Annotated in this window: 15 protein-coding genes and 1 riboswitch; of the genes, 7 read left to right on the plus strand and 8 right to left on the minus strand. The window is 43.1% G+C overall.

The window, feature by feature from the left end; translation table 11 throughout:
• Positions 1-13: 13 nt before the first annotated feature.
• The 4 genes from C3B52_RS04085 to C3B52_RS04100 all read right to left on the minus strand — a co-directional run bounded on the left by C3B52_RS04085 (position 14) and on the right by C3B52_RS04100 (position 3,367).
• On the minus strand, positions 14-946 hold the full coding sequence (locus C3B52_RS04085) for a nucleoside hydrolase (protein ID WP_103104825.1): 933 nt from the start codon (positions 944-946) through the stop codon (positions 14-16).
• A gap of 77 nt (positions 947-1,023) precedes the next feature.
• Positions 1,024-2,097: an ABC transporter substrate-binding protein gene (locus C3B52_RS04090; RefSeq protein WP_103104826.1), complete on the minus strand. Its 1,074-nt coding sequence runs from the start codon at positions 2,095-2,097 to the stop codon at positions 1,024-1,026.
• 319 nt (positions 2,098-2,416) lie between these two features.
• Positions 2,417-2,773 carry a Na-translocating system protein MpsC family protein gene (locus C3B52_RS04095; RefSeq protein ID WP_103104827.1) on the minus strand — a complete coding sequence of 119 codons (357 nt, stop codon included), beginning with the start codon at positions 2,771-2,773 and terminating at the stop codon, positions 2,417-2,419.
• 105 nt (positions 2,774-2,878) lie between these two features.
• Positions 2,879-3,367, minus strand: coding sequence for a hypothetical protein (locus tag C3B52_RS04100; protein ID WP_235615596.1), 489 nt, complete (start codon positions 3,365-3,367; stop codon positions 2,879-2,881).
• A 250-nt stretch (positions 3,368-3,617) separates the two neighbouring features.
• A riboswitch (SAM riboswitch) is annotated at positions 3,618-3,720 on the plus strand.
• A 154-nt stretch (positions 3,721-3,874) separates the two neighbouring features.
• Here C3B52_RS04100 and C3B52_RS04105 point away from each other — a divergent pair.
• From C3B52_RS04105 to C3B52_RS04130, 6 genes are all read left to right on the plus strand, one after another.
• Positions 3,875-4,705 carry a MetQ/NlpA family ABC transporter substrate-binding protein gene (locus tag C3B52_RS04105; RefSeq protein WP_103104829.1) on the plus strand — a complete coding sequence of 277 codons (831 nt, stop codon included), beginning with the start codon at positions 3,875-3,877 and terminating at the stop codon, positions 4,703-4,705.
• A 32-nt stretch (positions 4,706-4,737) separates the two neighbouring features.
• The gene (locus C3B52_RS04110) at positions 4,738-5,775 is read left to right on the plus strand and encodes a methionine ABC transporter ATP-binding protein (RefSeq protein ID WP_103104830.1); all 1,038 of its coding nucleotides are present in this window, start codon (positions 4,738-4,740) and stop codon (positions 5,773-5,775) included.
• Complete coding sequence (locus tag C3B52_RS04115; protein WP_103104831.1) at positions 5,775-6,437, plus strand: methionine ABC transporter permease; 663 nt, start codon at positions 5,775-5,777, stop codon at positions 6,435-6,437. Before C3B52_RS04110 ends, C3B52_RS04115 begins: the two co-directional genes overlap by 1 nt.
• Before the next feature lie 86 nt (positions 6,438-6,523).
• Positions 6,524-7,900 (plus strand): FAD-binding oxidoreductase, encoded by a 1,377-nt coding sequence (locus C3B52_RS04120; protein ID WP_103104832.1) that lies wholly within the window; start codon positions 6,524-6,526, stop codon positions 7,898-7,900.
• Positions 7,901-8,017: 117 nt separating this feature from the next.
• Positions 8,018-8,467, plus strand: a complete 450-nt coding sequence (locus tag C3B52_RS04125; RefSeq protein WP_103104833.1) for a hypothetical protein — start codon at positions 8,018-8,020, stop codon at positions 8,465-8,467.
• Entirely contained in the window at positions 8,455-8,754 is a 300-nt protein-coding gene (locus C3B52_RS04130; protein ID WP_103104834.1) for a YxcD family protein, read from the plus strand. The genes C3B52_RS04125 and C3B52_RS04130 overlap by 13 nt, the downstream gene beginning before the upstream one ends.
• A gap of 187 nt (positions 8,755-8,941) precedes the next feature.
• Here the strand turns inward: C3B52_RS04130 and C3B52_RS04135 are convergent, their stop codons facing one another.
• The 4 genes from C3B52_RS04135 to C3B52_RS04150 form a co-directional block, all read right to left on the minus strand.
• A complete protein-coding gene (locus tag C3B52_RS04135; protein ID WP_103104835.1) occupies positions 8,942-9,487 on the minus strand; it encodes a redoxin domain-containing protein in 546 nt (181 codons plus the stop codon).
• 15 nt (positions 9,488-9,502) lie between these two features.
• Complete coding sequence (locus C3B52_RS04140; protein WP_103104836.1) at positions 9,503-10,069, minus strand: MauE/DoxX family redox-associated membrane protein; 567 nt, start codon at positions 10,067-10,069, stop codon at positions 9,503-9,505.
• Positions 10,057-11,877 (minus strand): ABC transporter ATP-binding protein, encoded by a 1,821-nt coding sequence (locus tag C3B52_RS04145; protein ID WP_164684692.1) that lies wholly within the window; start codon positions 11,875-11,877, stop codon positions 10,057-10,059. The genes C3B52_RS04140 and C3B52_RS04145 overlap by 13 nt, the downstream gene beginning before the upstream one ends.
• A 307-nt stretch (positions 11,878-12,184) precedes the next feature.
• Positions 12,185-12,736 (minus strand): hypothetical protein, encoded by a 552-nt coding sequence (locus tag C3B52_RS04150; RefSeq protein ID WP_164684693.1) that lies wholly within the window; start codon positions 12,734-12,736, stop codon positions 12,185-12,187.
• A gap of 591 nt (positions 12,737-13,327) precedes the next feature.
• On the opposite strand from C3B52_RS04150, the gene C3B52_RS04155 reads away from it, so the two are divergent.
• Entirely contained in the window at positions 13,328-14,308 is a 981-nt protein-coding gene (locus C3B52_RS04155; protein ID WP_164684694.1) for a sensor histidine kinase, read from the plus strand.
• The last annotated feature ends 10 nt before the right edge of the window (positions 14,309-14,318 follow it).

Consider the following 14,318-nt stretch of genomic DNA (forward strand, 5'->3'; position numbering starts at 1 on the left):
GTTCACGGTATCGTCAGGCTTTCAGCGCGCGGATAAAACGTACAAAGAATGCATCGGCATCCACGTCCAGACAGACATTCATGTTTGGCTCTTTTTTCAAGCGGTTTTGGAAATCACACACAGTCTGCCCGTCACACAATTCGCTTCTCGTCTCGATATCGACATACAGCTTTTTCGTCGTCACCAAATCCTTGGACAAAGCGACCCCAACAGCCAATGGATCATGCATCGCACATGCCCGTACACCATTTCGTTCAAAATAGCTCTGTAAATAGTCGGAAGTGGTTTGCTTCACATAACGCCCAATCGGCGTGTCACCTAGCTCGCGAATATGCTCCTCGTTCAGCAGTACTTTTCTCGTCACGTCGAGTCCTACCAACGTCAGCTCAGGAAAGCCCGCATGAAAAACGACTTTGGCTGCCTCAGGGTCCACATACATGTTGTACTCGGCGACAGGAGTCACATTGCCATGTTCCTTGACTACCCCGCCCATAAAGATCACTTCTTTAACAAGCTCCACCAGCTCGGGACATTTTTTCACAGCCAACGCTAGATTGGTCAGCGGCCCAGTCATGACCAGCGTCACTTCACCCGGCTGCTTTTTCACCTGCTCAATGATGAAATCCGGTCCGAAGCCCTCTGATGGCTGCTTCGTGACGGCAACACCTCGCAGTGCGCCTCCCAGTCCGTCCTCGCCATGAACACTGTGCTCGAAAAATACAGGACGCATCAACGGCTGGGACGCACCCTTCACAACCGGGATCTGCTCCCCTACTTGCAGCAAGTCGAGGATTTTGCATGTATTTTCAGTAGCTTTCCCCAGAGAGACATTACCGTTAACAGTCGTAATTCCGACGAGCTCAAACTCGCCACTCTTTACTGCAAGCATGATCCCGAGAGCATCATCGATACCTGTATCGACATCAAGAATGATTTTTCGATTCATGGGTGGGCCTCCTCTCGCATCTGTTTTGAAAAAACAAGGGTATAAGCACATGGTTTATACCCTCGTTCATTTTTACTTTATTGAGTGATTTCACGGTTCCAACGGTCAATCCAAGCCTTGGAATTTTCGTTTACGAATTTCATATCCAGCTTTTGCAGCTTGTTGATTGTTTCTTCGCCATAGGTTACGCCTTTTGCTTCTTCATCTGTAAGCTTAACAGCCGTGTTAACTGGCGAATCTACTTTTGCTTTCGCTGCTTTTTCTTGTACGTCCTTGCTCAGTTGATAGTTGATGAAGTCTTCAGCCAGCTCTTTGTTTTTGCTGCCTTTTACGATGTTTACCGTATTCATTACTGCGTATCCACCGCTAGTTGGTGCTACAAACTTCGCTTCTGGAACTGCTGCCTGAATATCCTTGAAGTACATTTCCATGATCGGTCCAACTGCAATCTCTTCTTGGCTGAACATGTTTACGTACTCAGATGTTTTGTCGTAATACTTCACTACACCTTTGTTTACTTCTTTCATTTTGGCAAACGCTTGGTCTTCGTTAAATTCTTTGCTTCCAGCCACCTTCGAAGCGCTGTCGAGGATCATTGGGCCAGTTGTGGAGGTGATGCTTGGCAGTGTCAGCTTGCCTGCCAGCTCTGGGTTCCACAGGTCTTTCCAATCCTTGATTTCGGTTTTTACGATGTTTGGATTGTAGGCAATCCCGAATTGTCCAATCGTGTAGGCAGGGCCGTAGTCTTCACCCAGTGGAGCTTTGGCAATATCATAAATTTCGTTCAGGTTAGGGATGCGTGTACGATCGATTTTCTCGAATGCACCACTATCGATACCTTGTTGTGCATAATAGTCGGAAAGATAAATCAGATCGACATCAGAGCTGCCTTGACGGACTTTGTTGAGACGCTCTGCATTGTTCCCGATTTCCAGAACGATTTTGACGTTATGCTCTTTTTCGAACGGCTCATATACTTCTTTGCGGAAAAAGTCCTCGGAGAAACCCCATGTAGAAATAACCAGCTTGGTTGGCTCACCCTTTGCTGCTCCACCAGCAGCGCCTTGTTGTGGTTGTTCACTGCTGCCGCAGCCAGCCAGTGCCAGCGAGAGTGCAGAAAAGGATAGGATTCCTGTCAATAATTTTTTCATTTTAACTTCCTCCATTTCAGGTATCGCCTGAGTCTTATTCTTCCATTGGCTTAGGATTCAACGTTTCTCTGTTTTTATACAACCTTCAACCGTTGATAAACCCCCTACTGTTCCACCGTTCGCGTTTATCTATGCATCAACCACACCCTTATAAAGGTAATATTTGTTAAAAAGAAAAAAGAAAAGTACCCTTGATTAGAACATTTCATTCTAAACAAGAGCACTTTTCCTCGTAAACAAAGAGAAGCGACACCCGTTTTCGCCAAAGCTTATGGTCTTCTCTTAAGATAGATCAAAAGAGAAAATCCAAATCACTCTGTCAGGTATTCAGTTCTGGTTCTGTAAGAATAACATTCGTAATCGCCAGCTGTGTAGCAGCGTCGTAGTCTCGTAGTACAGCCTCTATGTTCAGACCCATTTCCTCTTCCAATCGCTCCCGCAGTCTTTTCTTATATAGAAGAGACATTCGGAAATCGACTTCGAGCTTCAGTGATGGGGCCTCACCCTCCAGCGCAGCAGAGCGGGGAGAACGGCGATGTTTGGCATAGAAGGTAATCATTTGGTTCTCAATCGTTACTCTCAGTAGAGTCGTTCCAAATCCGAACAACTCTTTTGCTATCTCATTATATATAGCAGATAGCTTTTTTCTGATTTCATTCGTATCCAATAGTGTCATAGCCATCACCTGCGGGAACATATATCAGGTATGTTTTTTTCTCATTATACATATGTTCTCGTCCTCTAGCAAGTAATCATTCGTATTTTGGCGAATTTAATCCCTTCACTTCGTTTTTCTTTGGGCAACTTCCGTCAAAATCGTATTGAAAATACTCGAATATAATTCTTTTAGATTTTCCTCTGTTTGCTCATCATTTTTAAAGCCATATTCAATTATTTTGTACTGCCCATTTTCGTTGATAAATCCAGTTGCATACATTCCTGAATTCGTTGATGGCGCTTTAGAATACGTTAATGTTTCCTCTATGAATGGATAATATGACTTCGTTGATCCAATGAAAAATACAGGGTATTTCAAGTTTTTATAAAGACCTGCAAATCTGGCGCTAGATGCTTCTTCGAGTGACTCTGGCATAATAAATAAAGCGTGAAATTCTGCATCAGAAGTACTACTCACCGCTCCAAGCTCTAGCTCAATGAATTCTATGTTTTTTTCATTAACCATAGGAGGATGCCCGACAACGCCAATTTTTATTGTTTGCTCATTTGGGTTAAGGACGGATTCATCAATGCTTGCACAGCCTGAAGTCAAAAAACAACATGATAAAAGTAGAGTAAAAAGATATTTGCACACCGATATCAGCCCTATATCTTTTTACATATAATACCATATTCTTCCCCTTTCCCTAAACATAGTAACATCTACTAAGTTTGATTAAATAATTGACATAGTGATTTCTCAGAAGTAAATAATTTTTTAAAAACATTTGACAGGTGTGAACAAGCAAGCTATAATCCAACTAACCGAATCAGATTTTATTGTTTTAATTGAATAAAACGTTCTCTTATGAAGAGAGGTGGAGGGACTGGCCCTATGATACCTCGGCAACCTATCTCGATAGATATGGTGCCAATTCCAGCGGAAAACATTCCGGAAGATAAGAGAGGTGTTCTACGACTGTTTCCCGATGACAGTTTCTAACCTCTTCTATTTTCTGAAGAGGTTTTTTTGCGCACTTGCGCAATACCAAGTTCTCTACCCTCTTTTCGGCTTTACTTTTCAAAATATATAAAAAACAAGGATTGGGGAGAAATTCATATGAAAAAGACAGGTCTGTTACTCACATCACTGCTACTCGCGGCATCACTCGTAACTGCTTGCGGGGGCAAACAAGAAGCTGCTCCTGCACCTGCAAATAGCGCTGCTGAGCAAACGAGCGTTAAGGTTGGTGTAACCGGGGGACCACACGAAGAAATCATGAACAAAGTAAAAGAAGTGGCAAAAACAAAAGGATTGGATGTAGAAGTTGTTGTCTTCAACGATTATGTACAGCCGAACCAAGCACTCGATAAAGGAAACCTGGACATCAACAGCTTTCAAACGATTCCTTTCCTCGATAAATTCAATCAAGACCATAAAACAAAGCTGACCATCATCGGTAAAACCGTGACATATCCAATGGGTCTCTACTCCACCAAGCATAAAAAAGTGGAAGACATCCCAGACGGCGGTGTTGTCGGCATCCAAAACGATCCTTCAAACCGCGCTCGTGCCTTGCAGCTTTATCAAGCGGCTGGTCTGATCAAATTGAAGGATGGCGTAGGCGACAATGCAACTCCTCTGGACATCGTAGAAAATCCGAAAAACCTGAAATTCAAAGAGCTCGAAGCAGCATTCCTTGCACGTTCCCTAAACAATGTTGAGCTCGCTTCGATCAACACCAACTTTGCGATGGAAGCAGGCTATTCCCCTAAAAAGGATGCAATCTTTGCCGAAACATCTGATTCGCCGTATGTAAATGTTCTCGTTGCCGATGACAAAAACAAAGACAATCCAGCTTACCAAAAGCTTGTTGATAGCTATCGTTCCGAAGAAGTAAAGAAATTCATCGAAGAACGATTTGAAGGTTCCGTGCTTCCTTCCTGGTAAAAATTAAGTAAGCAGCAAGGAGACGTTAAGAAATGATACAGCTAACCGACATTCATAAGTCATACAAAGTAGGCAATAAGCAGGTCGAGGCTTTGAAGGGCGTCTCATTGAACGTGGAAAAAGGGCAAATCTATGGTGTCATCGGCTTTAGCGGAGCGGGGAAAAGTACCCTGCTCCGTACCATTAATTTGCTGGAAAAGCCAACGAGCGGTTCTGTCATCGTAAATGGTCAAGATATGCTTTCTCTGAAAGAAAAAGAGCTGCGTCAGGCACGCAAAAAAATCGGCATTATTTTTCAGCATTTTAATTTGCTGTCATCTTACAACGTTTTCGACAATGTAGCTGAGATTTTACGTATGAACCGCGTTCCAAAGGATGTCATCAAGCAAAAGGTCGAGGATCTGCTCCGACTGGTGGGACTTGCGGACAAGGCGAACGCTTACCCTTCGCAGCTGTCAGGTGGACAAAAACAGCGTGTCGGCATCGCCCGCGCCCTGGCTACCGATCCGGAAATCTTGCTCTGTGACGAAGCGACATCGGCGCTCGATCCACAAACAACCGAATCAATTCTTGAGCTTCTGCTGGATATTAACAAGAAATTCAGCCTGACCATTGTCCTGATCACACACGAAATGCAGGTCATCAAAAAAATCTGCGATCATGTTGCCATCATGGAAAACGGTCACGTCATTGAACAAGGCTCGGTGCTCGATGTTTTTAGTAACCCACAGCAACCGACCACACGAAACTTTATCAAAACGATTTTTGATGATGAAGTCCCTGCGGAAATACTGTCCAAGATCAAGCAGACTGGACCTTCTGCCAACATCCTTCGCGTCGCTTTTCGTGGAGATGCGGCGCTTGATCCCGTTCTTGGAACGCTGTCTGCACGTTTCCCGGTAAGCACCAATTTATTGTACGGCTCGATAACTTCTATCAAAGGAACTGCCCTCGGCATTCTGCTTTTGCACATATCCGGTGAGCAGAAAGCTGTACAGGACGGCATCGCTTTCTTGCGTGAGTCCGTCTACAACGTAGAGATCGTGACACGAGAGGAGGTAACCCGGTAATGGATCGTTTGACAGAGATGATTCCTGTATTTGGTCAATCACTGCAAGAGACTGTCATCATGGTGGGCATCTCCTTGTTTATCGCTACGATCATCGGGATTCCACTCGGGATTCTGATTGTCATTACACAAGGCAATCATTTGTATCCCAACAAGTTTATTTATCACATGTTGAATACTCTGATCAATATCGTTCGTTCCTTGCCCTTCATCATCCTGATGGTCGCCATCATTCCTTTTACCGAGCTGGTTGTCGGTACCTCGATCGGAATCGAAGGAGCAATCGTCCCTCTCATCGTCTATACAGCGCCATACATCGCCCGCTTGATGGAAACGGCACTGCTCGATGTCGATCGTGGTGTGATTGAGGCGTATCGTGCGATGGGTGCATCTCGCTTACAAATCATCTCACGCATCATGCTTCGTGAAGCAAGACCTGGCATTGTCCTGTGTCTGACAATTGCCACGATCGGCTTGATCGGAGCCACCGCGATGGCAGGTGCAGTAGGGGCTGGTGGACTTGGAGACCTGGCACTGCGCTATGGCTACCAGCAGTGGGATATTGAAGTCATGATCATCACCGTCATTATTCTTGTTGTTCTGGTGCAAGTCATCCAATCGCTTGGCAACTGGGCAGCCCGCAAATTGAAAAAAAGTGCGTAACGGATAAAAACCTCTAACCATTCGTCGTGTTAGAGGTTTGTTCCTATTATTATAGAAGAAACACGACTGGACAGGAGGATCTCCCCATGACTACTATCCCCTCTTCGTTGCTTGAAGACTTGAGAGGTTTAACTGCTGAAGATCGTGCGACCGTGAATGAAACGACGCTGAAGCAGCACAGCAAAGACGAATCTCATCATGCACCTGTATTACCTGACATTGTTGTCTATCCTTCCTCTACACATGAGGTTGTCGCCATCATGAAATATGCTTACGAACACCTTATTCCAGTCGTTCCGTTTGGAGTGGGGTCTAGCCTGGAGGGACATTGCATACCGTTAAAAGGAGGCATCTCCCTAGACTTTTCACAAATGAACCAGATTATCGAAATCCGTCCTCAGGATTTTCTCGTGCGTGTCCAGCCTGGTGTGACTCGAAATCAGCTGAATCAGGCATTAAAAAAGCACGGCCTGTTCTTCCCTGTTGATCCCGGTGCAGACGCCACGATCGGCGGAATGACGGCAACAAATGCTAGTGGAACAACGAGTGTGCGCTATGGAATCATGCGTAGTCAGGTCCGTGATTTGGAGGTAGTTTTGGCTGACGGAACTGTTATTCATGCGGGTGGACTCTCTGCCAAGTCTTCTTCTGGCTATCATCTCACAGGACTGTTTGTTGGCTCAGAAGGCACGTTGGGGAGCTTTACGGAAATTACGTTGCGGGTATATGGAATCCCGGAGACGATTATTGCTGGTCGCGCTGTGTTCCCTACTGTGAAAGCTGCCGTAGATGGAGCTGTGTCCTTGCTTTCCGCAGGGCTCGCTATCGCGCGTGTCGAGCTGGTTGACAGTGCATCGATCAAACAAGTGAACCTGCACAGCGAAACCGACTATCCCGAGCAGCCGACCCTGTTCTTCGAATTCCATGGTAATGAAGCAGCTTTAGCGCAGGATGTTGCTTTTGCCCAGGAATTGCTGGAGGAGAATAAATGTGCGAGCTTCTTAGTCGAAACCGATTCCAAAAAACGGGCCAAGCTCTGGGAAGCACGGCACAATTTAGCGTATGCCTTCAAGCACGGCTTTCCAGGCAAAGACATGATGCTGACCGACGTATGCCTTCCTCTTTCTGAGCTGAGTGACGCTGTGGTTTATGCGCGAGAAACCATTGATAACAGCGGACTTGCAGGAGGAGTTTTGGGACATGTCGGTGACGGAAACTTCCACACCACTCTCATGTACAACAAGCAAGATCAGCGCGAAGTACGACTAGCGGAGGAAGTAAATGGACAGATTGTAGAATATGCCCTGCAAAAAGGTGGGACCTGCACAGGCGAGCACGGAATTGGCATTGGGAAAAAGAAGTATCTCCAGATGGAACACCCAGATACCCTGCCTTTCATGAAAGCGATCAAACAGCAGTTTGATCCAAAGGGAATTCTAAATCCAGGAAAATTGTTTGATTAATTTTTCCAGAAAACTTCCATTATAGCATTGTTCACGGAATGTTTGGTGGCAAAACAATTAATATTCGTGTACACTTATATCTAAGGACGAAAACAAGAGAGGGGCTACTCATTTAACATGAAAAAATTACTCATGCTGTTGGTTGCCGTAATGCTCGTACTTGCTCCAAGCGGATTTGCTGACCATGCCGATGCAAAAGGCTATAAATCCGGAAAAAAATCTTTTAACTCAAACACTGCTCCTACAAATACGCAAACACCTACCAAAGGCGATTCGAATGTAAATGCTTCTACAAATAAAGGTACTACCTCTACTCCTGCAACTACTGCTCCAACTAAAAGCGGTGGCTTCATGAGCGGCGGTTTCATGAAAGGTCTTTTGGTTGGTGGTTTGGCAGGTATGCTGTTCGGCGGACTGTTTGGTGACATGGGCGCCCTGGGTGCAATCTTTGGCTTCTTGATCAACATGCTGGCGATTGTCGCTGTGATCGTTTTGATCCGCAAAATCTTCGTGTACTTCAAAACCCAACGTGAGAAGAAACAGGAACTGAACACATGGAAAAGATAACAATCTCTGAACAAGTATTAATCAATGCGATCTGCTTGCATGTTGCGAGCAAAAAACAAATTCAGCCACAGGATGTTTCCGTAGAGCTCATGTGGGATGAGGAGTTTGGATTCTCCGCTGAAGTATACGCGATGGATCGCAAGCAAGTTTTTATCGAGATTAATTTGATCGAGGCGATTCGCTTCTATCTGGAAACACAGATGCAGCGCAACCCTTATTCGGCCGGAATTGAGCTGGTTCTGGATGACGAAGAAGGCATCCTCGCTTATGTAACGTACCAAAGCTAGTAGGATCTGTACACCAATAGCCAATGTGCTTACTTGATGAGCATGTTGGCTATTTTTTACCTATTCTGTGTGACGTAGCCAACGACTTTTTTTCAACAGAAGCAACTTGGGCACAATACAAATAACCAAAAACAAAAAGAGTACTTGTTGGTACCCTTGTTGTTCAACTCTTCATTTTAGCCTATCTTTAACTGGCCTGATTCACAACATTACCGAGTAGCTGGTAAAGTTTACTGATCTCAGGTATTTCAGACATGGAAACGATTCTCCACTCTGGACTGATTAACACGCCTGTTGGCAATGCGTTCACTCGATACGCTTGAAACAAATCGCCTGCTTTTAAAAAAGGATAGTTCTTGACCAAATCTTCTTTTGGTCCCAGTGATGCTGTAGATACAACAAATAACCGCAAATTTTTTTCAGCGAAATCGATTTGCGGCAGTTGTCTTAGAATCTTTTCACAGATTCCGCACGTTTCGCTAATAAACAAGAGCAACGTGTACTTATTGTCATTTTTCTCCAAGCTTTGCATGACACCATACTGATCTTTTTCCCAAAACATCGGAGCTTTATCCCCCGCTTGAAGTGCTGCTGATTCAAATTTGCCCTCCGCTTTTGCCCGAAAGCCATTCAAAAATTGCACAACCAATTTTGCAAAGACAACAAACAGGGCTAGCTGTAATAGAATCACAATCCACAGCAACAGATTTGAAATGAGCAAAGCTTTTTCCATATGGCTACCTCCTATTCAATTAGTGTGTAGTAGATTCTTTATCTGTTTCCGTAATTGAACCATCTCGTTTACAAAGATCAGTACCAGGAGAATCGCATAACAACTGATTACTTTCCAGATTGCATAGACGCTAAAAGTCTTTTCTACTGTTTGGGAAGTGAAATACACCTCCAAACTAAATTGCGCGGCTCCGTACGACGCAGCATATAGGGCACCACAAAGTAAAAAAAGATTCCGCGCAACCAACCACCAAGATAACATATGGTCTCCAGCCATTCCGCCGCAACCGCATGAAATATGATTTCGTCCACGTAGTAGATTGACAGTGATGGCGATCGAGTACATGAGCAGCAAGATTCCTGCACCGAAAGCTGCATACGTAAGCCCGAATAACAACCCTATCCCGACGAGAATTTCTAACCAAACCTCCGCCCTTGCAAAAAACGGGACAAGTCTCTTAGGAAGGATCCGGTATTGTTCTACTGTTAGTTGATGATGAAACATCTTGTTCCACTTGGAAAATCCTGCACTCAAAAAAAGAGTCGACAAACCAATCCGGATAAATAGACCTAGCTCTTCCATGCTACCACCTCTTTGCTCTCCTCCGAAAACCACCTGGCTTGTGATTGATACATGCTAAAATACTCTTTCCCTAGAGCCATCAGCTCCTGATGGGTACCCACTTCGACGATTTCTCCCTCTTTCACTACAATGATCCGGTCAGCCATTTTGGCTGCCGCCATTCTGTGAGAGATGTAAATCGCTGTCTTGCCTTTCGTCAACGATTCGAAGTTTTGAAATACCTCTAATTCAGTTTTTGGGTCAAGGGCAGCTGTTGGCTCATCCAAAACAATGACCTCCCCTTTGCGGAAAAGCCCTCGTGCCAACGCTATCTTTTGCCACTGTCCTCCCGACAGATCTTCTCCGTCATACAGCATTTTCCCTAAAAACGTGTTGTATCCATCCGGAAGTTTTTCTGCGAATAGAGCGACGCCACTTTCTTTCGCTGCCTGCTCCATGCGCGTCCAATTTTCGACTTCGGAAATATCTCCAAAAACAATGTTATCTTTCAGCGTAAACTGATATCGCATAAAATCCTGGAAAATGACGGTAAAATCCTTTTTCAACACTTCCTGATCGATCTCAGAAATATCGTTACCGTTGTAATAGATCTGACCTTGATCTGGCTTGTACAGTCCCAGCAGACATTTGACAATCGTTGTTTTTCCAGAGCCGTTTTCTCCTACGATCGCCACCTTTTCATGAGGCAGGATATGAAAAGAAACGTTCTCAAGCGCCTTTTTATGGCTTTTGGGATACGAGAAAGAAACGTTGGCAAAGACAATCCCTTGATGTGGAATTAGCTGCATAGATTGTTCTTGAGCCGAAACTTTTGTTTTGTCTCGTTCTTCCTCCAATTCGATAAAACGGTAAAAATCACGTAAAAACAGACGCTTTTCAAAGAAATTGGATACTTCCTGTGAAACCTGTTGGATCGCAACTTGAACTCCCTGCACAGCCTGACTGAGAGAAACAAAATCTCCAATTTGGAGCTTGGACGACACAGCTAACCAGATCATAATCATTGCCGAAAATATATAAAATAACGCGGACAGCGCTTCTATACACGCTTCCAAGATGCTTCTTTTTTTGAGGAGTGCAAGGGATGCCTTTGAATTCTTCAGAAACTGTGTCGACCACCTGTTTAGCAAAACATCGTTTAGCCCAAACAAACGGATCTCTTTTCCCGATTGCTTATCAGTTAACAAACCAGATATGTAACTCGTCTCTCTTGCCGTAGGGGCCAGACGATAATGTACATGAAATGATTCGGCTCCCAATTTGACTTGCAGCCGAAAAAGAGAAAGTGTGGGCAATAAGGCAACAACAACCAGACTCCAGTGAAACGAAAACAAAAACCCCATATAAGAAAGCGAATGTAGTACGGATCGTCCTATGCCCATTGCATTACGAATCGGGGCAAGAAAGCTGCTACTAGATGACCCCATAATGCGTTGAAGGTGATTATGTATTTCCGGGTCTTCCATGAAATGGTATGAGAGACCTGAACTCTTGGCCAATATTTGCTTTTGTAAATGATGGTCGAGAGTAATCTCAAATTTTTTGTTGATATAACTGTTCACCTTTGTGGCGAAGCTGTAAAAAACAACCAGTAGAAACTGGAGCAACAAAAGGACCATTGCTGTACCATATTTCCCGTCAGCAGATGAGATGAGTCTGGTAATCTCGTTGATTAGTTCCATGGTGAGCCATAATATAAATAGCGGTTGAACTCCACTTATGATGGTAAAGAAGCCGGTGTAGAACAACCAGGGCTTCCCTTTCTGCCAGACTACTTTTAAAGCTAGCAACAAGTACCGCTTTTCCATCCTGTACCTCCTAATCATATGCAAGGAAAAACTTGTCTGGCGGTTGTGACTACATCATTTACGATAGGGTAAAATCATTGCTTACGATGAAGGAAAGGGAGGCCATATTGGACCTCCCATTGCTTAAAGGTTTGCTCTTTATGTGCAGCAACCATATTCGTAAGAAATACATTCTACGCCATTCTTATATTCATGGCGAACATTCTCATATTTGTATTTTGTACCAGTATCGTAGCAAGTAGCTTGTACGCAATAGTCTTTGTGAGAATTACCACAAACATAGCCGGCAGCATTGACTCCAAAAAATTTACCCAACGTGTTTAGCATCTTTTTCACCTCCTTTCAAGAACGCTTCCATTCTCCAGATATGTATCGTAGCTTCATCGATGTTGCCATGATCGTCAACTCGGAGTATACACGGAAGTATTTTAATCTCCAGTTCATCGATTATAGACGGATCGATGACTTCAATATCAAATGACGAGGCATAACGTTTGAGAAAATAATCGATGTGTTCTTCTGATTCATTCAAAAGCAGACATTTCAGATATTCTGGCTTAGCCCCGTGCGTAAGTTTCTGTGTGATTTCCTCCATCGTTTCATAACAACTCCCACAAGAAGGAGTTACCAGAAGCAAGAACCGTATGGGGGGCTGAAGAAAAATCGTGGGAAGATATGAGCCAATGTTTTGCCCGACTAGATGATCGAGAGGATATAGATTCGGCCTATTTAAACTTTCGAGGTTGTTCAATGATATTTTCAGAGTTCCCAATCTTTTCAGAACCACAACGAGAAGGATTGCAGCAATCACAGTGAATGAAATCGAGTAGGACAGAGTAATGACCATTTCAGCACGCACCCATCTTCTTTTATGGATAAACCGGCGGAAAAGAAAGTCACTTACATTTGATGGAATAAAAACCATTTTCTGATGGATTAAATATAGTCTATAACGAGGGCTAGGTATATGAAATTGACACGAAATGTGTAATTTCTTGCTTGAAAGAACTCCAAAGAGAATGAATGAACAGAACATTTGGCAAAATTAGACAGTTACCTTTATATTTCGTATAATGTATTTCGTAATCCAATAATGGAAAAAAAATCAATATGCGAGGGACTGCCTATGTACATCTACTCATTGGTTTTCTTACCTGAGGCTATTGTCAATTGGTATCTTTTCCTGACAATAGTTGGATTGAAATGGAGATCACATGGTACAAGAAATCTGTTTATATGTCTTTTGATCAGCCTACCAGCCTATGCAACGTTTACCTTCATATCCTCTTTTCCTTTACAAATGTTTGTAAATATTATCATTTCATTTTTCATTATCAAAACTCTCGGTCCGTTTTCCTGGAGAGGCAGTATGATCGTTACCTTATTCTATTCCGTACTTATCTTGGCAAAAGAAGAGTTCCTTTTATGCTTTCTAGACTTTATTTCTATCATGTCTATCGAGAACCTAATGGATCAATTACATAACCTAGAGAAAATCGTTACTATCCATACTCTATTGAATGCTTTTACCTATTTTCTAGGATTATTTCTTTCTAATACGCCTCTCTTTTTGTCACAGTGGATATATCATCAACATCAAGAGTATAAAAGCTTGTCAGAGAAGTTTTGTATTTTGTTCTTAGTTCTATTTTTAATCTTTTTGTGTGCCAACATACAATTTCTTCAAATGGATCCGGGATTGTATAGAGCCGTAAGCTTCACTTTCTTTTTGATTTTGCTTATCGGAATCGCCCTACTTCTCTTCTTTACAAAAAGGATGGAGAAACAAAACGTTACATTGGTGGAAGATGTCTATGTGGAGAAAATGAACAATCTGATCAATCTTATCCGTTCTCAAAGACATGATCATATTAATCAAATCTATGTTCTCTCCCATCTCTTGCAAGCCAAAAGGTTTGAGGAAGCCGTTGAATACCTTGGAGAATATTGTTCAGAAATTCGCCTTACGCAAAATCTATTAAATATAAATCATCTTCCATTGGCCTGTCTTCTTCAATCGAAAGCTGAAATTGCGATTCAAAGTCGTATCCAAATTGAATTCGATGTTCATACGATGATTCCCAAGATAAGTATGAAGTCTTATGAATTGATTCAGGTCATCGGAAACTTACTGGATAATGCGATCGAGGAAGAAAAAAAGGAGCTGGAAGCGAAGAGATATATCAAGTTTTCAGTGGAGCGTATGTTACATACCATGTTGGTTTTTAAAGTACAAAACGCGAATTCGTATATTCCTGAAGAGATAAAAGATACGATTTTTCATGAGGGATGTTCCTCAAAAGAAAATCATACAGGAATTGGCTTATCGATTGTAAAGAGACTAATTTCAAAATATAAAGGTCACATTGAAGTGGAAAGTGCAGAAAATGAAGGAACAACCTTTTATTTATTTTTGCCAGTAGCCATGTAATGGAGGATAC

It is taken from the genome of Brevibacillus reuszeri, assembly GCF_002897295.1.
In the GTDB taxonomy this organism is placed as follows: Bacteria; Bacillota; Bacilli; order Brevibacillales; family Brevibacillaceae; genus Brevibacillus; species Brevibacillus reuszeri_A.